The sequence below is a fragment of the Fibrobacter sp. UWB1 genome (assembly GCF_002210325.1).
Lineage (GTDB): Bacteria > Fibrobacterota > Fibrobacteria > Fibrobacterales > Fibrobacteraceae > Fibrobacter.
Window position 1 is genome coordinate 1 of sequence record NZ_MWQL01000004.1, and the last position, 21,469, is coordinate 21,469.

General features: G+C 46.3%; 17 protein-coding genes and 2 pseudogenes. 3 read left to right on the forward strand and 16 right to left on the reverse strand.

Translation table 11 applies throughout. The features are described from left to right. The 16 genes and pseudogenes from B7988_RS04600 to nifH all read right to left on the reverse strand — a co-directional run. Positions 1-373: pseudogene (locus B7988_RS04600) on the reverse strand (IS21 family transposase); the annotation flags it as partial. A gap of 235 nt (positions 374-608) precedes the next feature. Continuing rightward, positions 609-776 (reverse strand): annotated as a pseudogene (locus B7988_RS15435) (DUF2971 domain-containing protein); the annotation flags it as partial. Between the two features lie 10 nt (positions 777-786). Continuing rightward, positions 787-1,575 carry a hypothetical protein gene (locus B7988_RS04610; RefSeq protein WP_088656998.1) on the reverse strand — a complete coding sequence of 263 codons (789 nt, stop codon included), beginning with the start codon at positions 1,573-1,575 and terminating at the stop codon, positions 787-789. Further along, positions 1,566-3,476 carry a P-loop NTPase fold protein gene (locus tag B7988_RS04615; RefSeq protein WP_088656999.1) on the reverse strand — a complete coding sequence of 637 codons (1,911 nt, stop codon included), beginning with the start codon at positions 3,474-3,476 and terminating at the stop codon, positions 1,566-1,568. The genes B7988_RS04610 and B7988_RS04615 overlap by 10 nt, the downstream gene beginning before the upstream one ends. A gap of 31 nt (positions 3,477-3,507) precedes the next feature. After that, positions 3,508-5,115: a restriction endonuclease subunit S gene (locus tag B7988_RS04620; RefSeq protein ID WP_088657000.1), complete on the reverse strand. Its 1,608-nt coding sequence runs from the start codon at positions 5,113-5,115 to the stop codon at positions 3,508-3,510. Positions 5,116-5,120: 5 nt separating this feature from the next. Beyond that, positions 5,121-6,668, reverse strand: coding sequence for a class I SAM-dependent DNA methyltransferase (locus tag B7988_RS04625; RefSeq protein ID WP_088657001.1), 1,548 nt, complete (start codon positions 6,666-6,668; stop codon positions 5,121-5,123). A gap of 18 nt (positions 6,669-6,686) precedes the next feature. Continuing rightward, positions 6,687-7,601, reverse strand: coding sequence for a Fic family protein (locus B7988_RS04630; RefSeq protein ID WP_212668290.1), 915 nt, complete (start codon positions 7,599-7,601; stop codon positions 6,687-6,689). Positions 7,602-7,762: 161 nt separating this feature from the next. Then, positions 7,763-10,096: an EcoAI/FtnUII family type I restriction enzme subunit R gene (locus tag B7988_RS04635; RefSeq protein ID WP_088657003.1), complete on the reverse strand. Its 2,334-nt coding sequence runs from the start codon at positions 10,094-10,096 to the stop codon at positions 7,763-7,765. A 107-nt stretch (positions 10,097-10,203) separates the two neighbouring features. Further along, the gene (locus B7988_RS04640; RefSeq protein WP_088657004.1) at positions 10,204-10,773 is read right to left on the reverse strand and encodes an HD domain-containing protein; all 570 of its coding nucleotides are present in this window, start codon (positions 10,771-10,773) and stop codon (positions 10,204-10,206) included. A gap of 47 nt (positions 10,774-10,820) precedes the next feature. After that, positions 10,821-11,513 carry an ABC transporter permease subunit gene (locus B7988_RS04645; RefSeq protein ID WP_249268848.1) on the reverse strand — a complete coding sequence of 231 codons (693 nt, stop codon included), beginning with the start codon at positions 11,511-11,513 and terminating at the stop codon, positions 10,821-10,823. Positions 11,514-11,581: 68 nt separating this feature from the next. Continuing rightward, positions 11,582-12,397, reverse strand: coding sequence for an ABC transporter ATP-binding protein (locus B7988_RS04650; RefSeq protein WP_088657006.1), 816 nt, complete (start codon positions 12,395-12,397; stop codon positions 11,582-11,584). Positions 12,398-12,404: 7 nt separating this feature from the next. Then, a complete protein-coding gene (locus B7988_RS04655; protein ID WP_088657007.1) occupies positions 12,405-13,439 on the reverse strand; it encodes an ABC transporter substrate-binding protein in 1,035 nt (344 codons plus the stop codon). Positions 13,440-13,456: 17 nt separating this feature from the next. Further along, positions 13,457-14,668, reverse strand: a complete 1,212-nt coding sequence (locus B7988_RS04660; RefSeq protein WP_088657008.1) for a hypothetical protein — start codon at positions 14,666-14,668, stop codon at positions 13,457-13,459. Positions 14,669-15,050: 382 nt separating this feature from the next. Continuing rightward, complete coding sequence (locus tag B7988_RS04665) at positions 15,051-16,397, reverse strand: nitrogenase component 1 (protein ID WP_088657009.1); 1,347 nt, start codon at positions 16,395-16,397, stop codon at positions 15,051-15,053. A 17-nt stretch (positions 16,398-16,414) separates the two neighbouring features. Continuing rightward, complete coding sequence (locus B7988_RS04670; RefSeq protein ID WP_088657010.1) at positions 16,415-18,019, reverse strand: nitrogenase component 1; 1,605 nt, start codon at positions 18,017-18,019, stop codon at positions 16,415-16,417. Positions 18,020-18,030: 11 nt separating this feature from the next. After that, positions 18,031-18,876 carry a nitrogenase iron protein gene (gene nifH / locus B7988_RS04675; RefSeq protein WP_073321569.1) on the reverse strand — a complete coding sequence of 282 codons (846 nt, stop codon included), beginning with the start codon at positions 18,874-18,876 and terminating at the stop codon, positions 18,031-18,033. A gap of 449 nt (positions 18,877-19,325) precedes the next feature. On the opposite strand from nifH, the gene B7988_RS04680 reads away from it, so the two are divergent. The 3 genes from B7988_RS04680 to B7988_RS04690 are packed head-to-tail and all read left to right on the forward strand — an operon-like array spanning position 19,326 to position 21,430. Next, the gene (locus B7988_RS04680) at positions 19,326-20,198 is read left to right on the forward strand and encodes a radical SAM protein (RefSeq protein ID WP_073056572.1); all 873 of its coding nucleotides are present in this window, start codon (positions 19,326-19,328) and stop codon (positions 20,196-20,198) included. Then, on the forward strand, positions 20,191-20,586 hold the full coding sequence (locus B7988_RS04685; RefSeq protein WP_088657011.1) for a NifB/NifX family molybdenum-iron cluster-binding protein: 396 nt from the start codon (positions 20,191-20,193) through the stop codon (positions 20,584-20,586). Before B7988_RS04680 ends, B7988_RS04685 begins: the two co-directional genes overlap by 8 nt. Position 20,587: 1 nt before the next feature. Continuing rightward, positions 20,588-21,430: a class I SAM-dependent methyltransferase gene (locus tag B7988_RS04690; RefSeq protein ID WP_088657012.1), complete on the forward strand. Its 843-nt coding sequence runs from the start codon at positions 20,588-20,590 to the stop codon at positions 21,428-21,430. The last annotated feature ends 39 nt before the right edge of the window (positions 21,431-21,469 follow it).

Sequence of the window (21,469 nt, forward strand, 5' to 3'; positions counted from 1 at the left end):
TGCGTTTCTGTTCCTCCTGCTGGATGTAGTGGCAGAACTGCGAGTACATGAGCGGATCGCGGTTGCAGAGCCGGCAGCTCTCGCAGTATTCGGCCCACAGCAGTTTCTTCGTCACGCCGTTCCGAAGCAGCTCCTTGCGGATGTACTCGAAGTCTATCGTGTGGCTAGGCTGTGCCGGTTTCCTGTCGGGGAAGAGCGCCTTCTCGATTGTCGCGTCATCCATGCTCTCGGCATGCGTCCAGTCAATCCTGGCCGCGTTCGCCGCCTCCACGACACGTTTCACCGTGTTGCGGGATACGCCCGCCGTCCTTGCGATGTTCCTCTCGCTGAAGCCGAGATGCTTCAGCCGGAGGATTTCGCGGTATTTGGTCATGTGACCTCCATTGGAAAACCCGTCGCGGCATTGCGACGGGCTATCCCATTATAGAGTTTTTCTTGACCGTTTGTGGGGTGGCTCTTTTCGACCGGAACGGTGGCTCCGCATTTTCCGGAAGGGTGGCTCTCTAGCACCGGACTGGTGGCTCAAAGTACGCCGGAATAATCATCCAAGTACGCTTTCGCAAGTTCTTATACTGGCAAGACTCTAATTCCTCAATTAAATGTGCTGGCCACCGCTTGCATTTTTCCTCAGGGACATTTGAAAAATTAATCAGGCTAGGATGACAATCAAACGGGTCATTCAGTTTGGACGGATTCGTGAATTGAAGATTATGATTCTTCAGCATACTCAATCCGCCTTCAAAATCAAGATATTTGTATAACTGTGAGATGGTCATTATCTTCCTTTTAGAAGTGCGACCATAGTTTTGAGTCGTTCCAAGTTTTTTCGGCAAACTTTTTCTTTATTTTGTCCTTTTCATCTTCAGAATATTCATCAGAATACAATTCAGACAAGAATGTAGCTCGATCGCCAATATCACTTGCCAAATTTGATAATATTGGAAGTTTATTTTTCATGCTCTCTCGCCATCCATCTGTAAATGGATCCTGCTTTTCGATATTTTCGATTTCTTGAAGTTTCCAATCAAAGAAAAACGACAAACAAGGAGTTGATTGAAAAATTCTTTTCTGTATTAAAAGAACTTGATGAAAATTCAACGTATCTAAATTTATTCTTTGGAGTCCTTTGAGTACAGAGTCCATGTGGAAACCGCACCGGCTTATATAATTACTTAAGCGATTAAGAAATATTTGAAATTCAGTTCCCGTCAATCTTAATAGAGGGCAAATCTTAACGATGACATCTAGGAAATTACGTTCTTCAATGAGTTTTGCAAGTTCTTTTTGAATATTATCGGGGATTCCGTCCTTTTGCTCTTTCACAGCCTTGTCGAAAGTCTCACGAATCTCTTTTTGATATTCTTCCTCTATATTTTTCCAATCACTCTCACAAGCGTCAAAGAATTCCATCAACTGTTTGCAATAATCAATTGATGTTGTTGTGTGCTGATGTTTTTCTTGGCGTTTATTGATACGATATTGCCAAAAAGCAAAAACAGCCATCAAACAGGCAGGAATAGCAGTAATAGCAGCTACAATGATATCACTAATACTAATTGTACAATCTAAATGCATTTTTCATTTCCTTCATTTACCCCATTATTTTTCAAATTTAATTTTTCTTCAAAGTATTTGACCAGTTCCATCCATCTTTCGCCAATACAATGTTTTTCATATGCTTGCGGATTATACAAAAAATCCGCATTGTCTGCATCATATTTTTCTGCAATCTTTTTCAAATTTTCATAATCATCTGTATATTCAGGCAAGACATTTCCATTGGAATAACGTTTTCCATATCGTTCTTCAAACGATTCTTCAACAAGTAATTGATTGTCAATTGATAAATCTTGCAAGATGTTATAGAATGCATCAATGTTAATAAAGCTTAAAATCGGAAATTCATGATATTTGCTATTTCCATGAACATGTAGAATATTCCTACAAAATTCTAAAACATCCTTCTTTAACAATTCTAAATCTTTGTTTATAGAATCCTGAGACTGTTTTAAAAGATTATTTTTATTTATAAGGGCAATTTCATCAAATAGCTTTTTATATTCTGGATCATCTAAATTTAATCCATATCCATTATAGATGAATTCATGAGAGTTCCAATAATTTAAGGGTTCTATTTGAGACTTTTTCTCTTCTACTAACTTATGGAATTTCGCAACAATATCACTTACGCTGTCAGGAATGATTTTCCAATTCGAATACAAAAACATAAAGTAACAAAAGAAGACAATTTCCCCAGCATTTAAGTAGCTACCATTTTCAAATTCGTCAACAACAGTTTTAAAAAGACTTTCAAACTCTTTCTTATTAAGATTTCTCCAATTTTTGGCCAACTTAAACAAATTCTTTTGATTTTTATTTTGGCGTTTTCTTTCCTCTAATTCTTTTGTATATTCATCAGCAATCCAATTTTTATCATAGCATCCCTCAAAAATTAGTTTCATCCATACATTCCGCAACAGCACATGCATTAATGTGTCTGGAAAAAAATACTTTTGATTTTTTTTCTTTTCTTCTAGCCATTTAACATGTTCTTTATACGGCTTATGATAAACAAAGTATCCCGATAAAACAGATTCAACATCATCTGTCTTATGTATTTCTTCTAAATTCTTTTGAATATATAGAACCAAGAATATTTCAAATATTTCTTCTTTATCCTCTTCTTCTATCACATCATCCAAAATCTTTGCAAACAGATTTAGATTATATAAAGCCTGCCATACAGTTCTTAAATTGTCACATTTCAATATCTTCATAATTTCAAGCGTTTTCTCGACAAAAAAGCTTTCTTTAGACAAAGATAACTCAGAAACAAACGATTTAACGGCATTTTCCTTTTCTGGAACAATTGTAAATTCAATACCAATAATTTTTTCTTTTATTTGTAGATATTCATTTTTTTCTTCTTCGCTTTTACCATAAATTTTTTCTTCATTTCCAATAAAGATCACTCGTATGTCAGATTCAGTAATGATTTCGGAGAAATATGCAAAAACTTGATTAATAGAAAAAGACGAATCTATTCTTTCTATATCATCTACAACAATTAACCGCTTTGAAACAGAATCGACCTTCCCTTTTGATTTAATTTCATTCAAACAATCAGACGATAAAGATACATCTGCGTTACCATCTTTATTTATATCGATTGTTGTTCCAAATTTTACGGCTGATCTTAAGATTGCTCCAGCCAATTTCATTGCCTTAGAAGAAAGAATCGGATGAACCGCTTGATAAATTTTTAAATCGATTTCTTCTGCTGATTTTATACCATAAAGGCTAATTTTGACAATATCTTTCTTTTTTATACCCGTTTCATCCGTATATTTTTCTAGCAGCTTATTGATGAAATATGTTTTCCCTGTACCCCATTTACCATTTAGGAAAACAGCGTAATGCGGATTTTCTTGTGACTCAATAAATTTTTCACAATAATCTTTTATATGTTCGTTCATTATCTTCTTCCAACACTATTCCAAAGAATAATTACAGCACCTTAAAGAGTTGTTCTAATTTGGCGACAATTCGTTTTTGTTCGGCTAGGGGTGGGAGGGGCATTAAGTAATTAATCAATTTTTCTTTGGATATATTTGGTTGTGCTCCGCCTTCGCCACGTTTTATCAAATCGGGTTTACTTGCCATCAAAAAATAGAATAGATACTTGTTGTACTCATAATGCGGAGTGCATGCACAACAAGCTTGATTTGTGGTCAATTCTATTCCTGCTATAGCTAATTTTCCAATTGTAGCGCCATACATGGCGATCAATACATCGCCAGGTTTACACAAACGTAGGGAGCATTTTTCTAAAGCAACCTTGGATATTTTTGTTTTTGTTTCAGTCACTACAGAATTATTCAATTCTCCTGTTACAAGCCAAGGAATCTCCCCGTTTTTATAAAAGGCAGGGTTTCCTTTTGCAGGTGTTGCCCCAGCACCCCATGAACCAATGTTGCCCATTCTGCACCAAGCCCAGGTTTCGGGGATTTCAAAGGGAATTTCATCTGAAATGTCTTTGGGGGCGGCGGAGCCGACTTGTTCGTACCACACGCCGTTTTCACGGTAGATACGGGAGAATTGGTCTTTGGATGCGTTCTTAGAACGTTTACCGGATTCTTCGCAGCGCTCAGAATGACGAGAATTTGCAATCTTCTCTAGTAGCTTTTGGGCGGGTTCGTCCTTGGGGTTCTGGGGGACGAGTTTGCCTTGGATGGCTTCTTGGAGAATACTCTTTTTGAGGGCTTCGGGGAGTTCCTTGTTGAGTTTGTCGAGTTGTTCCTGGGCGGCTCCGTATTCTTCTGCGAGCGGGAGGACTTGTTCAAGTTTTGCGACGATTCGTTTCTGTTCGGCTAGGGGTGGAAGGGGAAATATCAACAAGTCCCACGCCCCTTTGTTTATAATGGGTGTAGCCGTTCCAGTAGATTTTGATTTCATCAAATCTTGAAAGATTTTTGATTGAAGTACCTCATAAACATACTTATAATCAATTTCTTCTAACGTTATAGAGTTTATTTGCTGATTAAAGCAGACTTCTCTATCAACAACAGCACATTTTCCAATGGAGCCTCCGATACAAACTTGTAATATTGTTTGTGGAGGAACCGGTCTTGCAACGGACTTCCCTAAAAGGCTTAATCCTTGAGAATCATAAGAAATAATCTTATTCAACAAAGAAATATCACCTGGAGAAAGAAAGGGTATGTTAGAACCGATGTATTCAGGATTCAGTTTAGACGGAGTAGATCCTGTAATTGTATTTCCCATTTCGCCCAATCTGCACCAAGCCCAATTCTCAGGGATTTCGAACGGAATTTCATCTGAAATATCCTTGGGGGTTGCAGTGCCGACTTGTTCGTACCACACGCCGTTTTCGCAGTAGATGCGGGAAGGCGGGTTCTTGGAAGTTTTCTTCTTTAGATCCTTCGACTTCGTGCCTTTGGCAGTTCCCTTCGGCAGGCTCAGGGAACTTTCATTTCGGGATTCTGCAATCCGCTCTAGGAGTTTTGAGGCGGGTTCGTCCTTGGGGTTCTGCGGAACGAGTTTGCCTTGTATCGCCCATTGCAGAATGCTGTTCTTGAGTTGTTTTCCGTCCATCGTCACTAGCTCCTAGATCCCCGAACGGAGTCGGGGATGACAATGGTGTCAATCCCGAGGAGTTTCTGAATCTGTTCTAGCTTCTTGTCGATTTTCTTGTCGAGTGCGGCGCGTTTCTTGTGGTAGTCTTCCAGGAGTTCCGCAGGCGGCAACACTTCCTCTTCTTCTTTGGGGAACTTGCACTGGTCAAAGTTGCAGTCCATTTCCACAAGTTCTTCGGGGGTGAACTTGCGGGACTTTTCGCTCACGACTTCGCCGTCGTCGTTGGTTTCGAGGATTTCTTCGCGGTTGTTCCACCAGTCCATTATGGGCTTGCAGTGTTCCAGGCGCATGGGCTTCGTCTTGCTGAAATGCTTGTAGCCTTCGGGCATATCGAGGCGGTAGAACCAGGTTTCCTTTGTACTGAACCCTGTCGGGGCGCCTTTCGCCTTTTCGTTATCGAAGAACAGGATGTTCGTCGCAATGCTGGTGTAAGGGCTAAAGATACTGCCCGGCAGGCGAATGACGGTGTGCAGGTTGAATTCGCGGAGCAACTTCTGCTTGATGGCGAGTTTTGCGCCGTCGGTGCCGAACAGGAACCCGTCGGGGATAATCACGCCCGCGCGGCCCATCTTTTTGAGGCGATACATGATGAGCACAATGAAAAGGTCGGCAGTTTCGCTGCTCTGCATGCTCGTCGGGAAGTTCAGCTTGGCGTTCATGCCGGTGCTGCCGCCATAGGGCGGGTTCATGCCGATGCAATCCACCTTGTCGCTGTCCTTGAATTCCGTCACCTTGCGGCCAAGCGAATCCGTATGGGTGATGTTCGGTTCTTCGATGTCGTGGACGAGCATGTTGGTAATTGAAAGCAGGTACGGGAGCGGTTTCCATTCCTGCCCGACAATGGACGACTGGAATTTCTTTTCGTCGCTCGTGGTCTTGACGGAGGGTTTCAGGTAGTTCAGGCAACTGGTCAAAAAACCGCCCGTTCCGCTGGTAAAGTCGCCGAACGTTTCGCCGAGTTTCGGGTGCAGCTGTTGCACAATGAAGTCCGTCAATGCTCGCGGAGTGTAGAATTCGCCCGCATTGCCTGCGCTCTGCAAATCCTTCAGGATTCCTTCGTAAATGTCGCCGAAGGTGTGGCGGTCGTCAGCGTCGCTAAAGTCCACTTCGTCAATGATGTTGATGAGCTTGCGTAGGATGATGCCGTCTTTCATGTACTGGTTCAAATCTTCGAAGACCATCCGCACAATCGCCTTGCCGCGCGGAGTGTTCTCGTTTACGGGCAAGTTCTTGAGCGTCGGGAAAAGTTCGTTGTTCACGAACGCGAGCAACGCATCGCCCGTGAGCGCTTTGCCATCTTTTTCATCGACAGCCCAGTTGCGCCAGCGCATCTTTTCGGGAATGATGGATTTGTACTTGTCCTTGGTGCATTCCCAGATTTCTTCTTGGGCGTCATAGACCTTCAAGAAAAACATCCACACCATCTGTTCGATACGCTGGGCGTCGCCGTTGATACCGGCGTCGCCACGCATTTCGTTTTGCAATCTTTTGACCAAGTTGTTTACGGACATATTTTACCTACTAAAACTTTATTTGACGAGCCAACGGCCGGTTTTGTCTGAACCCTCGCGGTAAATAACCATCAGTTGCTGCAGTTTCGACATTTCACGTTCAATCGTTCGTTCAGAAACTTTCAATTTTTTCGCGACACTTGCAATCGTGATATCGTCTTTTCGAATCATATCAACAATCTTTTGCTGACGTGCTGAAAGCTTCGTTTCGATTACTGTTGAAACGTCGCCTTCAATAGGAGCATCCTTAAATTTCTTCAATGAATCAAGAATATTCTGAAGCATGAATACGATAAAAGGGCTGCATTCGCCTGAAGCAGAAGACTTTGCAATGGCGTCATAATACTTTTGCTGGTTCGCATACACCATATTCTCTATCGGCAAATGTTCAAAGGCCGGGTTCCATTTTCCAAGAATAAGGGATTGCCAAAGCCTACCCATACGGCCGTTGCCGTCGCTAAACGGGTGTATAAATTCAAATTCGTAATGGAACACGCAAGAACGGATCAACAAATGTTCGTTGCTCTTTTTTAGCCATTCAAATAAATCGGCCATGAGTATCGGCACACGATTTGGTGGCGGAGCAAAATGGACACACTTTTTCCCTTTGAAAACGCCCTCGTTGCAGCTGCGAAAATTGCCTGCATCTAGAGCGATTCCTCGCATCATTACACCATGAGCCTTCAACAAGTCTTTAATAGAAAATGCGTTCAATTTGGGGTATAGTTCATATGTCGCCAAAGCATTCTTAACTTCAAGAATTTCTTGCACAGGAGCAAGAACCCTCTTGCCGTTAATAATGTCGCTTACCACATCTTCGCTAAGCGAATTGCCCTCGATAGCAAGGGAACTATGAATGCTCTTGATTTTATTCGCCTTACGCAATTTAAGAGAGTCGGCTTGTTCCAAACGGATGACAAATCGTTCAATCAACGACGATATTTCCGTCGCTATTTTCAAAATTTCCGAGTTCAATTTGTATGGTGGCTCGTACATATTTACTCCGACAAATAATATGACAAATACCCCGACAGATACATAGTCATTTACACCGACAAATACCCCGACATTTACACCGACATCCTAAATATATATTATGCGACGTCGTCAGTCAAGTAGAGCTGTTTTTTCAGATCTATAACGGCGGCTTCGTAGCCTTCACGGCCGCCAAAAAGCTTCATAATCTTGGGAACGGTGCCGATATGGCTGAACGGGTCCAGTTTCAGAACTTCGTTCTGTTCCATCTGCAAAATGCCGTCATCGGCGTATTTTACGAGAAGGGCTTCCAAAACCTCGCGGGCTTTGCCCTCGTATTTTGCCAAATAATTGCGTTTTTTGACGTTGTTCGCGCGTTCGCTGCGGGTCAGCGGCTTTTGGTCAAATGCCACGTGGCAAATAATGTCGAATACATCCACCTTCGCAAGGGCAGGGTTAGCCTCGCGGATGGCGTCTATCAAGACGTCGTATTCCTTGAGTTCGTCAACGACGGCCGCCTTACGTTCTTCGGCAGTCCAGCGCTTGATAAAATCGTCCAGCGTTGCGAACTTGCCGCGGATGTTTTTGCGGGTAAAGTCGGTAAAGCTTTCGACCACCTGTGTCTTGCCGTCGGCACCCAGATACGAAACCGTCTCGGCATCGATTTTCACTTCGACATGATTGATGTAATACTTCTTGGGACCAGTCTTCGCGCTACCTGACGGGTCGTAGGGCTTGGGCTTTTCGCCAACATGATCGGGCGTTTTTGTTTCGCCGAACGGTTCTTCGGGCATTTCGGGTTCGCCGTCAAATTCGGGATCCTTGAACAGCTTGGTCGCATTGCGAAAATCAAGGATTTCAAAGTGCCATTTGCCCTTGTCGGTCTTGAGGCGGGTACCGCGGCCTACAATCTGCTTGAACTCCGTCATCGAGCCGATTTCCTTATCAATGACGATAAGTCCGCAGGTCTTGCAATCTACGCCGGTGCTCAACATTTCGGATGTCGTTACCACCACCGGGTAGGCTTCGTCGGGTTCGATAAAGTTGCCGAGTTGCTTTTTGCCCACGGCGTCATCGCCCGTAATGCGCATTACATAGCGGGAATCTTCCTTGACCATGTCGGCATTCAAAGTCACGAGCAGTTGTCGCATCGCGTCGGCTTCTTCCACATCGGTACAGAAGACAATCGTCTTGGTCATGCGGCCAATCTTGTAAAGCATCTGCGTAATGCGTCGGGCAACCACTTCGCGGCGGGTCTTGATAACGAGTTCGCGACCAAAATCGGGGCGCTGGTATAGCTGTTCCGGAATCACGTTTCCAAAGAGGTCAATTTCTTGCGGACCTTCCGGAGCCCAGCCTTTCAAATCCACATTCAAGAAGCTGTTTGTCACACGATACGGAGCAAGGAAACCATCTTCTATACCTTGCTTTAACGAATACGTGAAAATCGGTTCGCCAAAATATTCCAGGTTGTTCGCACCGTTCTTGACCTTGGGCGTCGCCGTCATGCCAATCTGCGTTGCTCCGCTGAAGTATTCCAGAATCTTTCGCCATTCGGAATCTTCTTTTGCTGAACCGCGATGACATTCGTCCACCAGAATCAAGTCAAAAAATTCAGGCTTGAATTCCGTAAACGGATCGGGTACGCCTTCATCATAAGAAACCAGCTGCTGGTAAAGCGCCATGTAGATTTCAAAACTGGAATCAAGTTCCTTGCCCTTTATCTTGGTCATGATTTTCTTGAAGGGCTTGAAATCTTGGACCATGGTCTGGTCAATCAAAACATTGCGGTCTGCTAGGTACAGGATTTTCTTTTTGCAGCCGGACTTGTGCAGGCGTTCGATAATCTGGAAAGCCGTATAGGTTTTGCCTGTACCCGTCGCCATCACGAGCAATATTCTCTGCAGGCCTTTCGCGACCGCCTCAATCGTGCGGTTGATCGCAATACGCTGGTAGTAACGGGGAGCGTGCGTGTCCGCGTCCCAGTAGTATGGCTGGTTGATGACGGTTTCTTGTTCCGGGGTGAACTTCTTGTTCGCCCGTACGCGCGCAAGGAGTTGTTCACGAGTCGGGAACTTGTCCAGCGGAATTTCAACTTCCATTCCCGTCAAAAAGTCGTGTTCCACGAAGCCGTCTCCGTTGCTGCTATACGCAAACGGAATGTCGAGAATTTCGGCGTAATCCATCGCCTGCTGCAATCCGCCACCCACGGGGTGGTTGTTGTCCTTCGCCTCGACAATGGCTATCGGGTAATTCGGGGCAGAATAAAGCAGATAGTCCGCCTTTTTGCCCTGCTTGCGGGCATGCTTGCCACCCTGAAAAATGACGCGCCCGTCGGTGAAATACTTTTCCATACGCATATCTTCGGCCGCCCAGCCCACAGCGTTCAACGCCGGCGTAATGTAGCGGTTCTTGATATCTTCTTCGGAAAGTTCTTTCTTGTTTTCGGGCATAAAAAACCTTTAATACAAATATATATCATATTTGCATTAAAAGGTGGCTTTTTTGACGCTCCGTAACGGTTTTTGGAAAACTTTACGGATTTTGGATAGCGCCGTAATTACGCGGCGTTCCCTGCTAGGCCGATTTCTGCGGCGTGTTCGCGCATGCCCTCGATGCAGATGGCGGCGACGTCTTTCACGTCCATGCCGAGCAGGGCGCAGCCTTTCAGAATGTAGTCACGGTTGCACTTGGCGGCGAATTTTTTGTCCTTGAACTTCTTCATGAAACTTTTCACTTCGAGGTCCAAAATTCCGTTGGGACGCATTCTCGCGCAGGCCTGAATGATGCCGGTGAGTTCGTCGACGGTGAACAGGCTCTTTTCCATGTTGGTCTTGGGTTCCACCTGGTTCACGATTTCAAAACCGTGCGCCAAAATGGCGCGCACGTCTTCTTCGGAGACGCCCTGCGCAAGCAGTTCCTTTTCGGTGTGCTGCAAGTGTTCTTCGGGGAATTCCTGGTAGTCGTAATCGTGCAGGTAGCCCACGGCCTGCCAATGTTCAACGTCTTCGCCGAAGTGTTTGGCCATGGCGCCCATGGCGTAGCATACGTTGAGGGAATGGATGACCAGGGATTCTTCGGTCACATGGTCTTTATTGATTTCTTTTGCGCGTTCAAGGGTCAGACTCATTTTAAATCTCCAATTTCCACCGCTAATATAAATATTTTGAAGAAAGACTAATTCGCTTTTGTCCAGAACAGGAGCTTGCGTTTAACAAGTTCAAACAGTTCCATAATCGCAAGCACCACAAAGCCTGTCCAGAGAATGCCTGCAACCATGTTGGGGTAATCGGAATAGTCCGCGTAAAATTGCACGAAGTGACCAAGTCCCGTATTTTCGCCGAAAAGTTCAGCCACGGTGAGCATGATGAACGAAAGTCCCATGCCTACAGAAAGCCCCGAAAATATTGAGGGAAGGCTTGCCACAAGGGCGATTCTCCACAAGTACTCAAACTTTCCGATTCCGATGATGGCGGCGTTACGCTTGTATTTTTCGGGGATTTCGGCGGCACCGGCAGCCGTATTCAAGTAGATGGGCCAAAAGGCGGCAATAAAGATGATAAAGGTTGAAGACAAATAGAACGTCGGAAGAATCGCTATCGCGTAAGGAATATAAACGTTTGGCGGAATGGGGGCGGCAAACCTGGAAATAGGTTTTAGCATATTGGAGACCCATGGAACGGAACCAGAGACAATTCCGATAGAGATTCCGACAATCGATGCCACCAAATAAGCGGGCACCAGTTTTAAAAGAGAGGCTCCTGCACTGCGCAAAAGTTCTTCGCGAGAATCAAAGAGCGCTTTCAGGATTGCCTTAGGAGACGGGAACAAATATTGACTGTCCCATTCCGGGCCGCAGCTGATCAGCACCCAAATTCCTAACAAGAAGAGAAGAAAAAGGATTCCTGAAAACTTGGATAAGTATTTTGTAAAGGTTCTCATATGCTGGCACCTCCTTGTACAATGTGGCCTAGTTTTTCAAGGATGTCCTTGTGGTAGGCGTCTTCAATGGTTGCAATGGTTTGTTGGACTTTTTCGTTGCGGAACCATTCGCCACGATTCTTCTTTACCGGGAAATCAAGCGGGATGTCTGCAATGATGCGCCCCGGCGTCGAACCCAAAACGATAATGCGGCTCCCGAGATAAACGGCTTCGCGAATGTCGTGCGTGACAAATAATGTGGTAATAGGACGGTCTTTGACACCGCGGCAAAGTTCCAGCACCAAATCCTGGAGGCTTGCACGGTTTACGGGATCGAGAGCGCCAAAGGGTTCGTCTAAAAGAAGGGCGTCAGCGCTGACACTTAAGGCGCGCGCTATGGCTCCGCGCTGGCGCATTCCGCCCGAAAGTTCAAAGGGATATTTATGCAGACTTCCTGAAAGCCCCACCAAATTCAAGTATTCTTCTGCTAAATTTTTGGCGTAACTTGTCTTCAGTTTTTTTGTCTTTTTAATAGCGAGCGTTACATTTTGGAGAAGGGTAAGCCAAGGGAAAAGGGTGTAGTCTTGAAAGACTACACTCCTTTCTGCAGAAGGCTTTTCGATTTCTTTTCCTTTCCAGTAGACATGCCCCTCGCTCGGCTTGGCAAGCCCGGCGAGAAGGTTAAGCAAAGTGGTCTTGCCACTACCGCTTTCGCCTAGCAGACATACGAACTCACCTTGATTGATTTTCAAGTTAATGTCTTTCAAGATGGCTCTGCCATCGTACGAAAAACCGAGATTCGTTGTTTCAAAACCATTTTGCTTTATTGTCATACTTTCCTTAATTCCTGGACTTGAAAATATTTTCTGCCTTGGCGTAGAATTCGGACTTGGGGTTTTCTTTGCGCAGTTCCGCAATGGCGGCCTTGTAGAAATCGGTGCGCACGTATTCGGAGACTTTCTTGTCGGACTTGATGAATTCTGCGTCTTTCAAGAAATCCCAGAAGAATTCAACACCCTTCACGTTCGGGTCCGTGTCCTGCGTGACGTGCCCGCTGTAGAACGCCTTGTTGACAAGGGCGGTATCGAGCTTAATCCACTTGGCAATAATTTCCACACTCTTCTTGTGGTCATTTTGCACCAGTTCTTCGGCTTCGATTAGCGACTTGACCAGGCGCTTGTAAACATCGTCGCGACCTTCGATTTTGCGGAGCGATGCAATGAGGCGGCAGCAAATATGGCCGGGGTTAATGTCCTTACTGCGGAGCACCACGGAAAGGCCAGCTTCTTCGGCGCGAAGGTCATGGGGTCCCCAAGTAACGCCTGCAAATACGCTTCCGTTCTTGACGGCTTCGATCACTGCAGGCGGATTCTTGAGTTCTACGATGGTAACGTCTTTGCGCCAGTCAACGCCTTCTTTCTTGAGGCCGCCGCGAACGATGGCGTCGGCAGTACCCAGGCGAATGGTAGCGATTTTCTTGCCCTTGAGGTCACTCAGCTTTTTGACGGAGGCTGCGTTTTCTTTGCGGGTAATCACGGCCTGGTCACCGCCCATGATGCCACCAATCACGCGGATGTCGGCGCCCTGCGAAATGTGAATAAGTGGAGCGAGCGAACCGAATGCGCCTGCATCGAGTTTACCTGCGCGAACGGCAGCAATGCCGTCGCCGGAATTCGAAAATTCTACGAGCGTTACGTCAAGGCCGTTTTTCTCGAAAATACCAGCATCTTTAGCGATGAAGAATTTTCCTTGACCTGTAGAAGACAGGTAACCGATGGAAATCTTGTCTGCGGCGATTGCAGAAGTAGCGCAGGCGAGGCTAAAGAGGATTGCCAATGCAATCCGAGAATGTTTTTTATGATAATTCTGAGTCATTGTGAAATTCTCCTATGTTAGAAGCCATAAGTTGCAGAAAGTTGATAGCGGTTCAAGTCGGCTTCTTTCACGGTGCCGGCCGTTAGATAGTCGGTCTGAACGTGCAAGTATTCAAATCCGAGCGAGAATGCATCGGTCAGGCTGTAGGTGGCATTTGCGAAAATGGAAATGTTCTGTTCGCGACCGCCCACGGTTTCGATGTCATCGCGGTCCAGTTTGTCAATACCTGCGCCACCATTAATTGCCAGTTTTTGGATAAATTTGGCTTGCAGAGCGAACCATCCGCCGTATGCCTTGATGCTCTTGACGCTTTCGGGGTCTTCGGTGTTGGCGACAAATCCACGACCGATGCCGGCAGCGTATGTATCCAGGTTTTCACCGACGAATCCTTCGCCAAGGAAGGTGATTGCGCTTGTGATGGGGAGAGTCAAGTCAACGTTAGCAGACCAAGTAGGAATATCCTTGGTGTCGCCAGTTGCGTCCAAGTCGATTTCTTCTTGTCCGTAATGGCCAGAAACGCCTAAGCCAGCCTTCTTGTTATCTACCCACAGCGGGAGCGCAATGCCGATGCGGCCCTGGAAGGTAGGAATGTCGGCGTCGGTACCGGTTTCCGAAGCAGAAGAGGAATTGTACGGCTGATTTTCGCCAATGGTGCGGACAACAGCGGCGGCAATATCCACGGAGCCTTCACCAACAGGAATTTTCTCGGTGAGTCTTAGCTGAGCTCTACGAAGGCCTGCGTCGCCGGAGTTATTGAGAACGCCTGCGTTAAGCGTCGGGGTTACCAACGGAGAAATCACATCCCAAGTTTGACCGCCCAAAATAGAGAAGCCAGTCTTGCCGAAAGAAATTTCACCGTAGCCGTGGCGGAGACGCGGGTTAGGATTGTTGGCTGAGCCACCACCGTAAAAGTCTACTTCGACTTTACCGTTGGCCTTGAAATAAGTCGTATCGCTACCGCTCGAAAGATTGAAACCGATTCGAGTCAGGTTCGGAGTCAAGTGCCAGCCACCATCGTTTTCATTGGTGAGGTCAGAAGCGGCAACGAAGTTGGCAAAGTTCCCGTTGTTACTTTTGGAATCTTCGTAAGCGGCGTTGAGAGATGCAAAACCGTAAAGGGTTGCAGTTACGCCGGTTCTTGTGGTGACCGAAATCGGTTCGGCGGCGAAAGAGGTGATTGCAGATAAAAGGATAATTTTGGCAGCAATATTTTTCGAATTGATATTCATTTATAAGTCTCCTGAGTGAAAATTTTTGTGAGTTGAGCAACCATGCAAAAAAACTTTTTTGCACGATGCGGTTAAATTTTGTTTGGTGGGGGTGAGTGCTTACTGGCGAATGCCTTGAGCAAAATTATAAAGTCTACACATATAGGTATCCTCGTTTTGATTTGTTTGCTCTTCGGAACATGACGTTCTCGAAATTTTGTGCGTTAAAAGTAGAAATAAAAATGAGCTTGTAAAATACTTTTTCTTTATAGCTTAATATAGGGTTAGACTTGAACAGAGGCGGTGACAAAAAGTGACTTCGTGCTTTTTAAGAAAATGCCGCCTGAATAATCAAGCGACATTTGTTAGGAGAGTAAAAAGAATTGTTTAATTTGTCTTGAAATTATTTGCCGCCGACAGAAGTGCTATAAATCTTTTCGAGCAAATTAAGCGCACCCTTGTAACCAACGAAGCTGCGATTGATAATCAACGTTTCGCTGGACGGCGGAGTAATTTCGAAAAGCAGCGCATTCTTTTCATTGGCAATATTGATTTCCCACGAAGAGGCGAGAATCAAAGGCTTTCCAGAAGAGAAATTTACTTCCTTAATGGACTTTTCAATCAGGTAGCCATCTTCTTCAAATTCCACGTCAACATCGACACCTTCGCTAATGTTGTGGAACGCATCTTCGATACTTTTGCGGAATTTTTCTGGCGGATCGTCACTGATAATTGCCTTGCGCGGAATAAGGCCGATTTGGTCCACGAGGAACTTGGTGTAGGCAAGCGTGTAGGCAGAATCAGCTGTGATGGCAAATTCGCTGGGCATACCGAACCAGTATTCAGCGAAAAATTCGGAGAAGTGTTCCAGATAGTAGTAATAGATTCTGCTTTCTTCCTTGATGAACTTTTCGCTCTGTTCCTTGTCGATTCCGGCAAATTCGACAACTTTACGGATAAATTCGCTTGTCGCTTCGGCACCGAGAGGAATTTCAGGAATGTGCAGGAACGGCTGACCGTATTTTTCCTGGAGGTGTTCTGCGTTTCGAACGCCCACCCACGGAGAAATCACCAAGTTGAATTGGGCCTCGGGAATGCGCAACCAGTCAGCGACACCGTTATTTTCGGGTCCGAACAGCACATTGACTTCAAAGCCCGCACCACGGAGGATGCGTGCAATTTCCTGATAGTCGCCGCGCCAATTCTGGTTGTAGTAGGGCGTTTCGAACCAAAGATTCACCAGGCCCTTTTTGCGTTCGCCGCTGTAATCGCCCACGAACTGGTCGACGATGGCGTTCACGACTTCTTCGTGGCCGAAAAGGTTGTTGCCCTTGAAACCAGCGGTATCGACAGACACAATCGGGTAACCCAAATCGCGGTAGCCACGAACCAGGCTCGAAACATCGTCGCCAATCAGGCCGCCCACGCAACCAGTAAGCACAACGTAGAGATCGCCATTGAAAACCTTGAGGGTCGATTTAATCAGCTGATCCAAAGTCTTGATGCCGCCAAAAACGATGTCGTTTTCGGTAGAGTTTGCGCTCGGCATGTTACCGGCACCGGCGTAAATGCTACCCTGGAAGCCATTTTCAAACGTGAGGAATGCGGTTTGCTTAAGCTGGCAGCCCGGAGAGCAGTTGGCAATAGGAACTGCACCCTTAATAGCGACAACAGTATGAGATGCACCAACTGCGCAAGCGTATCGGGGGTCCGAAATAGAATTACTTTTTTTCTTTTGAATTGTAGTCATTTTTAAAAATCCCCTTGTTATGCGCTGGTCGAATTGGATTCTGCACCAATTTTCAGTTTGAGATTTCTCGGTTCCGGCAAATCTTCAAGCGCTTCCGGGTGATGTGTCAAATAGAACGGATCGTCCTGAGAAAGCCACCAGTCGGAATACGGAAGTTTCACGTTGCGTTTAAGCACTTGGTTAAACTTGGTACGTGCAATCACGCCCTTGAGCATTTCGCCGATACGGAGAATGCCTTGATAGCCCACCGGGATATGTTCGTCGCCCATGGTGAGGGTCGGGAATCCGAGATGGCCCGCGACAGAGGCGAGGCCCGGATGGCGAATGAGCAAGAAATCCGTCTTGGCGCGTTTCAGAAGCTGCGGAAGCTGGAAGGCGCGAGTCTTACTTACGGTATAGTGCGGAATGTCACCGTAAGTTTCAACCAATTCTTTAAGGGTGTCCTGATGTTCGCCACCACCATCGTAAACGGGATCGTGGTGGAACACGAGAGCAGCATCGTGGCCGATTCCCAGTTCCGAAAGAACGCTGATGAGGCCATGTGCGTATGCAGAACCTGTCATCACGATGCCGTTCTTGCCCTTGAAAAATTCGCGGAGTTCGGCAAGCTTCGGAGCAATGCGCTTGTGCTCGCTTTCGATGTATTCTTCGGCTTCTTTTTCTTTGCCGACAACCTTTGCGATAGCGCGGAGCCATGCATCGGTACCCTTGATGCCGTAAGGCTGCGGAGCGTCAATCTGCGGAACGCCGAAAGATTCTTCGAGAGCCGTCGCCATGTAGCCGCCCAACGTATCGCAGAAGGTAGCGGTAGCGACTGCTTCGGAGGCTTGGCGAATTTCTTCGAAAGAGGCGGTATCCAAAAGGTAGTTTACGCGCAGTCCAAGCGGAGCAAGCATTTCGGAGAAATAGTCCGAACCCCAGAGGGCAACGATATTGAGCAAGTCATTCTGTTTCTTGGTCGGGTGGCGTTCCACAATCTGGCGGAGAACGCCATGGAAAGCGACGTCAAAACCCGTAGACCAGTGCTTGGAACGGAAACCTTCGCAGTGTAGCGGAATAATAGGCACGCCAACTTCCGGTTCCATTTCTTCGGCAATGGAATCGATGTCTTCGCCAATGATGGCGGTAGCGCAAGCCATGCCAATGAAAATCGCCTTGGGGTTAAAGCGTTCCTTTGCGTCGAGGATTGTCTGGCGGAGTTTTTCGGAAGCGCCAAAGACCATGTCCTTTTCTTTCAGGTTCGTGCTGATGTTCAGCGTATTCTGCAGGGGCTTTCCACGACGACGAAGGCCGTTATGCATAGAGAGGTTAAACTTGGAATTTTCGCCGCTGCAACCGATAGGAGAATGGTCTATCAAGGCGCAATCCGTGAGGTTTCCCACCTGACACTGCACAATTGCGTTAGAGCACATTGTTTCTTGGTTCAGCGGAGAACTCAATTCGCAAAGTTTGCATCCCGAGCCCTTGCTGGCGCAACCGCCATGCTTTTTCGCGCTGCGTTCGTCGTAGGCAGATTCCTTAATCAAATCGCTCGCCTTGCCGTCCCAGCCGATAATCGTACCCAGTCGATATTCGCGATTTTCGACTGAGGTCATATTCAAATTGATATTAGTCTTGGCCATGAACCCTCACATTAAATCTGGTAGTCTTTTTCCATCATGCCGTAATCGATGAGAATCTGTTCCAAACGGTCCTGCGTCATCGGGGTCGGAATGGTAAAAAGTTCATTTTCGTCGATATTCTTGGCGAGTTCACGGTAGACGTTTGCCTGGCTGGACTTAGGTTCGAATTCAATTACGGTCTTCTTGCGGATTTCGGCCTGCTGCACAATGTTGTTACGCGGCACGAACTGAATGAGCTGCGTGTTGAGTTCCTTGGTGAATGCACGGAGCAGGTCAAGTTCGTTATCCACATTGCGGCTATTACAGATGATACCGCCCAAGCGCACTTCGCCGTGCTGGGCATACTTGGCGATACCCTTACAAATATTGTTTGCCGCATAAAGGGCCATCATTTCGCCGGAGGCCACGATATAAATTTCTTTGGCCTTGCCTTCACGAATCGGCATAGCGAAACCGCCGCACACCACGTCGCCCAACACATCGTAGAAAACGTAATCAAGGTCTTCGGTGTAGGCGCCGAGCTGTTCGAGCATGCTAATGGAGGTGATGATGCCACGGCCTGCGCAACCCACGCCCGGTTCCGGGCCACCGGATTCCACGCAGCGTACGCCCTTGAAACCAACCTTTTCAAGGTCGGAAAGTTGAAGTTCGGTTTTGTTGTCGCGAATGGTGTCGAGCACCGTTTTCTGGTGAAGGCCGCCGAGCAAAAGGCGAGTAGAGTCTGCTTTAGGGTCGCAACCGACCACAAGAACGTGCTTTCCTTGTTCTACAAGGCCTGCGGTCAAGTTTTGAGTCGTGGTGGACTTACCGATGCCACCTTTTCCGTAAATAGCGATTTGACGTAATTTCTTAGACATGTTATCGTGTCTCCTTGATGTTTTCCTACAAAATTACTAGGCAAAAGCAAGTTAGAATTAAAGTCAACTCTTTCCAATACTTTTTGAGCCCGTTTAGTCAAAAAAAATCACTTTTTTTAAGTTGTTATAAATTCCGCTTATAACCCTTATTAGCGCGAATCTATCGCATGCATGAAAAAACGATTTGCAATAATAAACGCCTATAACATGCGTTAGCATAAAGCTATTGCTCTCTCAAAAAAATGAACTTTTTTTATTTTCGCTCTTGCCTTCGTATTGAAATCCATTGCTGTGATTTTTAACTTTACACCCATACTTCTTTGGCTAAGAAGTTAAAGCATTAATCACGCTACAGAACGCTAGGCAAAACGTTCACCATTTTTAATACAAACTAAATCGGTTCTTTACCGATCATTTTTGTGCAAGGTTTACATACCTTGCGAGGTTTTATGGCAACCAGTCAAGAAACAGTTTTTAGAGAACACCCGTGTTTTGGTGCTTGCAAAAACCGAAAGGGGCGCATTCATTTGCCAGTCGCTCCGGGTTGCAACATCGAGTGCCGTTTTTGTGATAGGCGCATTAACGAAGATGCTCAGGTACCGGGAAATACGAGTAAGGTGATTAAACCCGAAGAGGCATGCGGGTACATTCGCAAGGCTTTGGAATTTGTGCCGGAACTCACTACGGTGGGAATCGCAGGGCCAGGCGATACATTAGCAACCCCTTTTGCGCTAGACACATTCCGCCTAGTAAAAAAGGAATTTCCGCAACTCATTCGCTGCATGAGCACCAATGGACTTTTGCTAAATGACAAGGCAGACGAAGTCATCGATGTGGGCATTGATTCGCTCACGGTTACGGTGAATGCCGTGGATCCTGAAATCGAGGCGATGATCAACGCGAGAATTTTCTACCACGGTAAAACCTATACGGGCGTAGAAGCCGCAGAAATTCTGATTCACAACCAGCTCGAAGGCATTCGTAAGGTGGCAAAGAGCGGAACACTTATCAAAGTGAATACGGTTCTTTGCCCGGGCATTAATGACAAGCACATCGAAGATGTGGCGGCCACCGTGCGCGAAGCGGGCGCCATCATGTACAACATCATTCCGTTGATTCCGCAAAACGGCTTTAAGGATATTCCCGCTCCGACACCGAAAACTCTTGCGATTGCGCAGGAGCAGGCGGGAGTGTTCATCAACGTATTCAAGCATTGCGCCCATTGCCGAGCTGACGCCGTTGGCGTCCCGGGCGTTTACGATGTCGGCGCGCAAATCTACATGGACCGTATCCGTGTAAAGGAGACTTTCTCTCATGGCTAAATATAGAGTTGCAGTCGCCACAAACGATGGCGAAAATGTCAATGTTCACTTTGGACATGCCGCGGCGTTCGACGTCTACGAAGTCGATGAAGAAAGCGGAAAATTTGAAAAAGTCGAAGTTCGCGTTAAGCCGGAGCATTGCGACGGCACATGCGGCGATGGTGCTTGCGGTCAGCGAGATGTGGAACGTTCATCTATGTTCTCGGCCGCGAAAAATCTAGCCGATTTAGATTACGTTCTCTGCTCGCAGCTGGGTCCGCAGGCGGTACAGGCGTTAACGCGCTTTAACGTGCGTGCTTTCGATATTGCACTTCCCATCTCCGAAGCAATTGCCAAAATCAACGTATACCGCAAAAAGATTGCGGAACGTACCCAGAGACTCAAATAAAATGGAAAGTTTAACAGCAAAATTATGCGCATTTGCACGAGCCTGGCATTCTCTACAATCGGACCATACCGTTTTCAATGACTTTTTGGCGTTCGACCTGATGGGCCGCGAGGAGTACGAAAATGTTTCACGCCTAATTCTAAAGCGGTTTCCGCAGGAATCAGAAAATTCGGTCGAATATTTCAACCGGAAATACTTCCTCCCGATTGTACTTTCGAGGAGTCGCTTCGCCGAAGATCGCGTTAAGCTCCTTGCCCGTTCGGGAAAGATTCAATATGTAATTTGCGGTGCGGGCGTAGACACGTTCTCGTTCCGCAACAAAGACCCGAATGTCGAAGTTTTTGAATTGGATTTGCTGCCGACGCAAAGCTACAAGAAAAACCGCATTCGCGAACTCAAGTGGAGTGTTTCGGAGAATGTCCATTTTGTGGCGATCGATTTCAGCAAGGACAGCATTGTCGAAAGACTTGTCGCAAATGGCTTTGACTGCAAAAAGCCGACAGTTATTAGCATTCTGGGTGTCTCATATTACCTTCCGCTTCCTGTTTTTGCAGAAACGGTGCGCCAGTTTTCAGAGATTGCATCAACCGGCATTTCGATTGTATTTGATTACTTGCAAAAAGATGCGTTTTCGAATTCCGTTCAAGAATTGCGAAAAATCGTTGCTGATTGCGGCGAAACCATGGCCGAAGGCTACCTGGACCGCGAGGTTTTCGATGTACTTGAGCGATATGGATTCAAGGTCGACGAATTTCTCGGCGAAAATGCGCTACAGCAGCGGTATTTTCTGATGGGAAACCTGAAGGCGTTCGATTCCGTGCGCCTGATTGCAGCGGTTAAGTAGGCAAAATGGATTTGGTTTGCAATGAATCCTTTATTTATA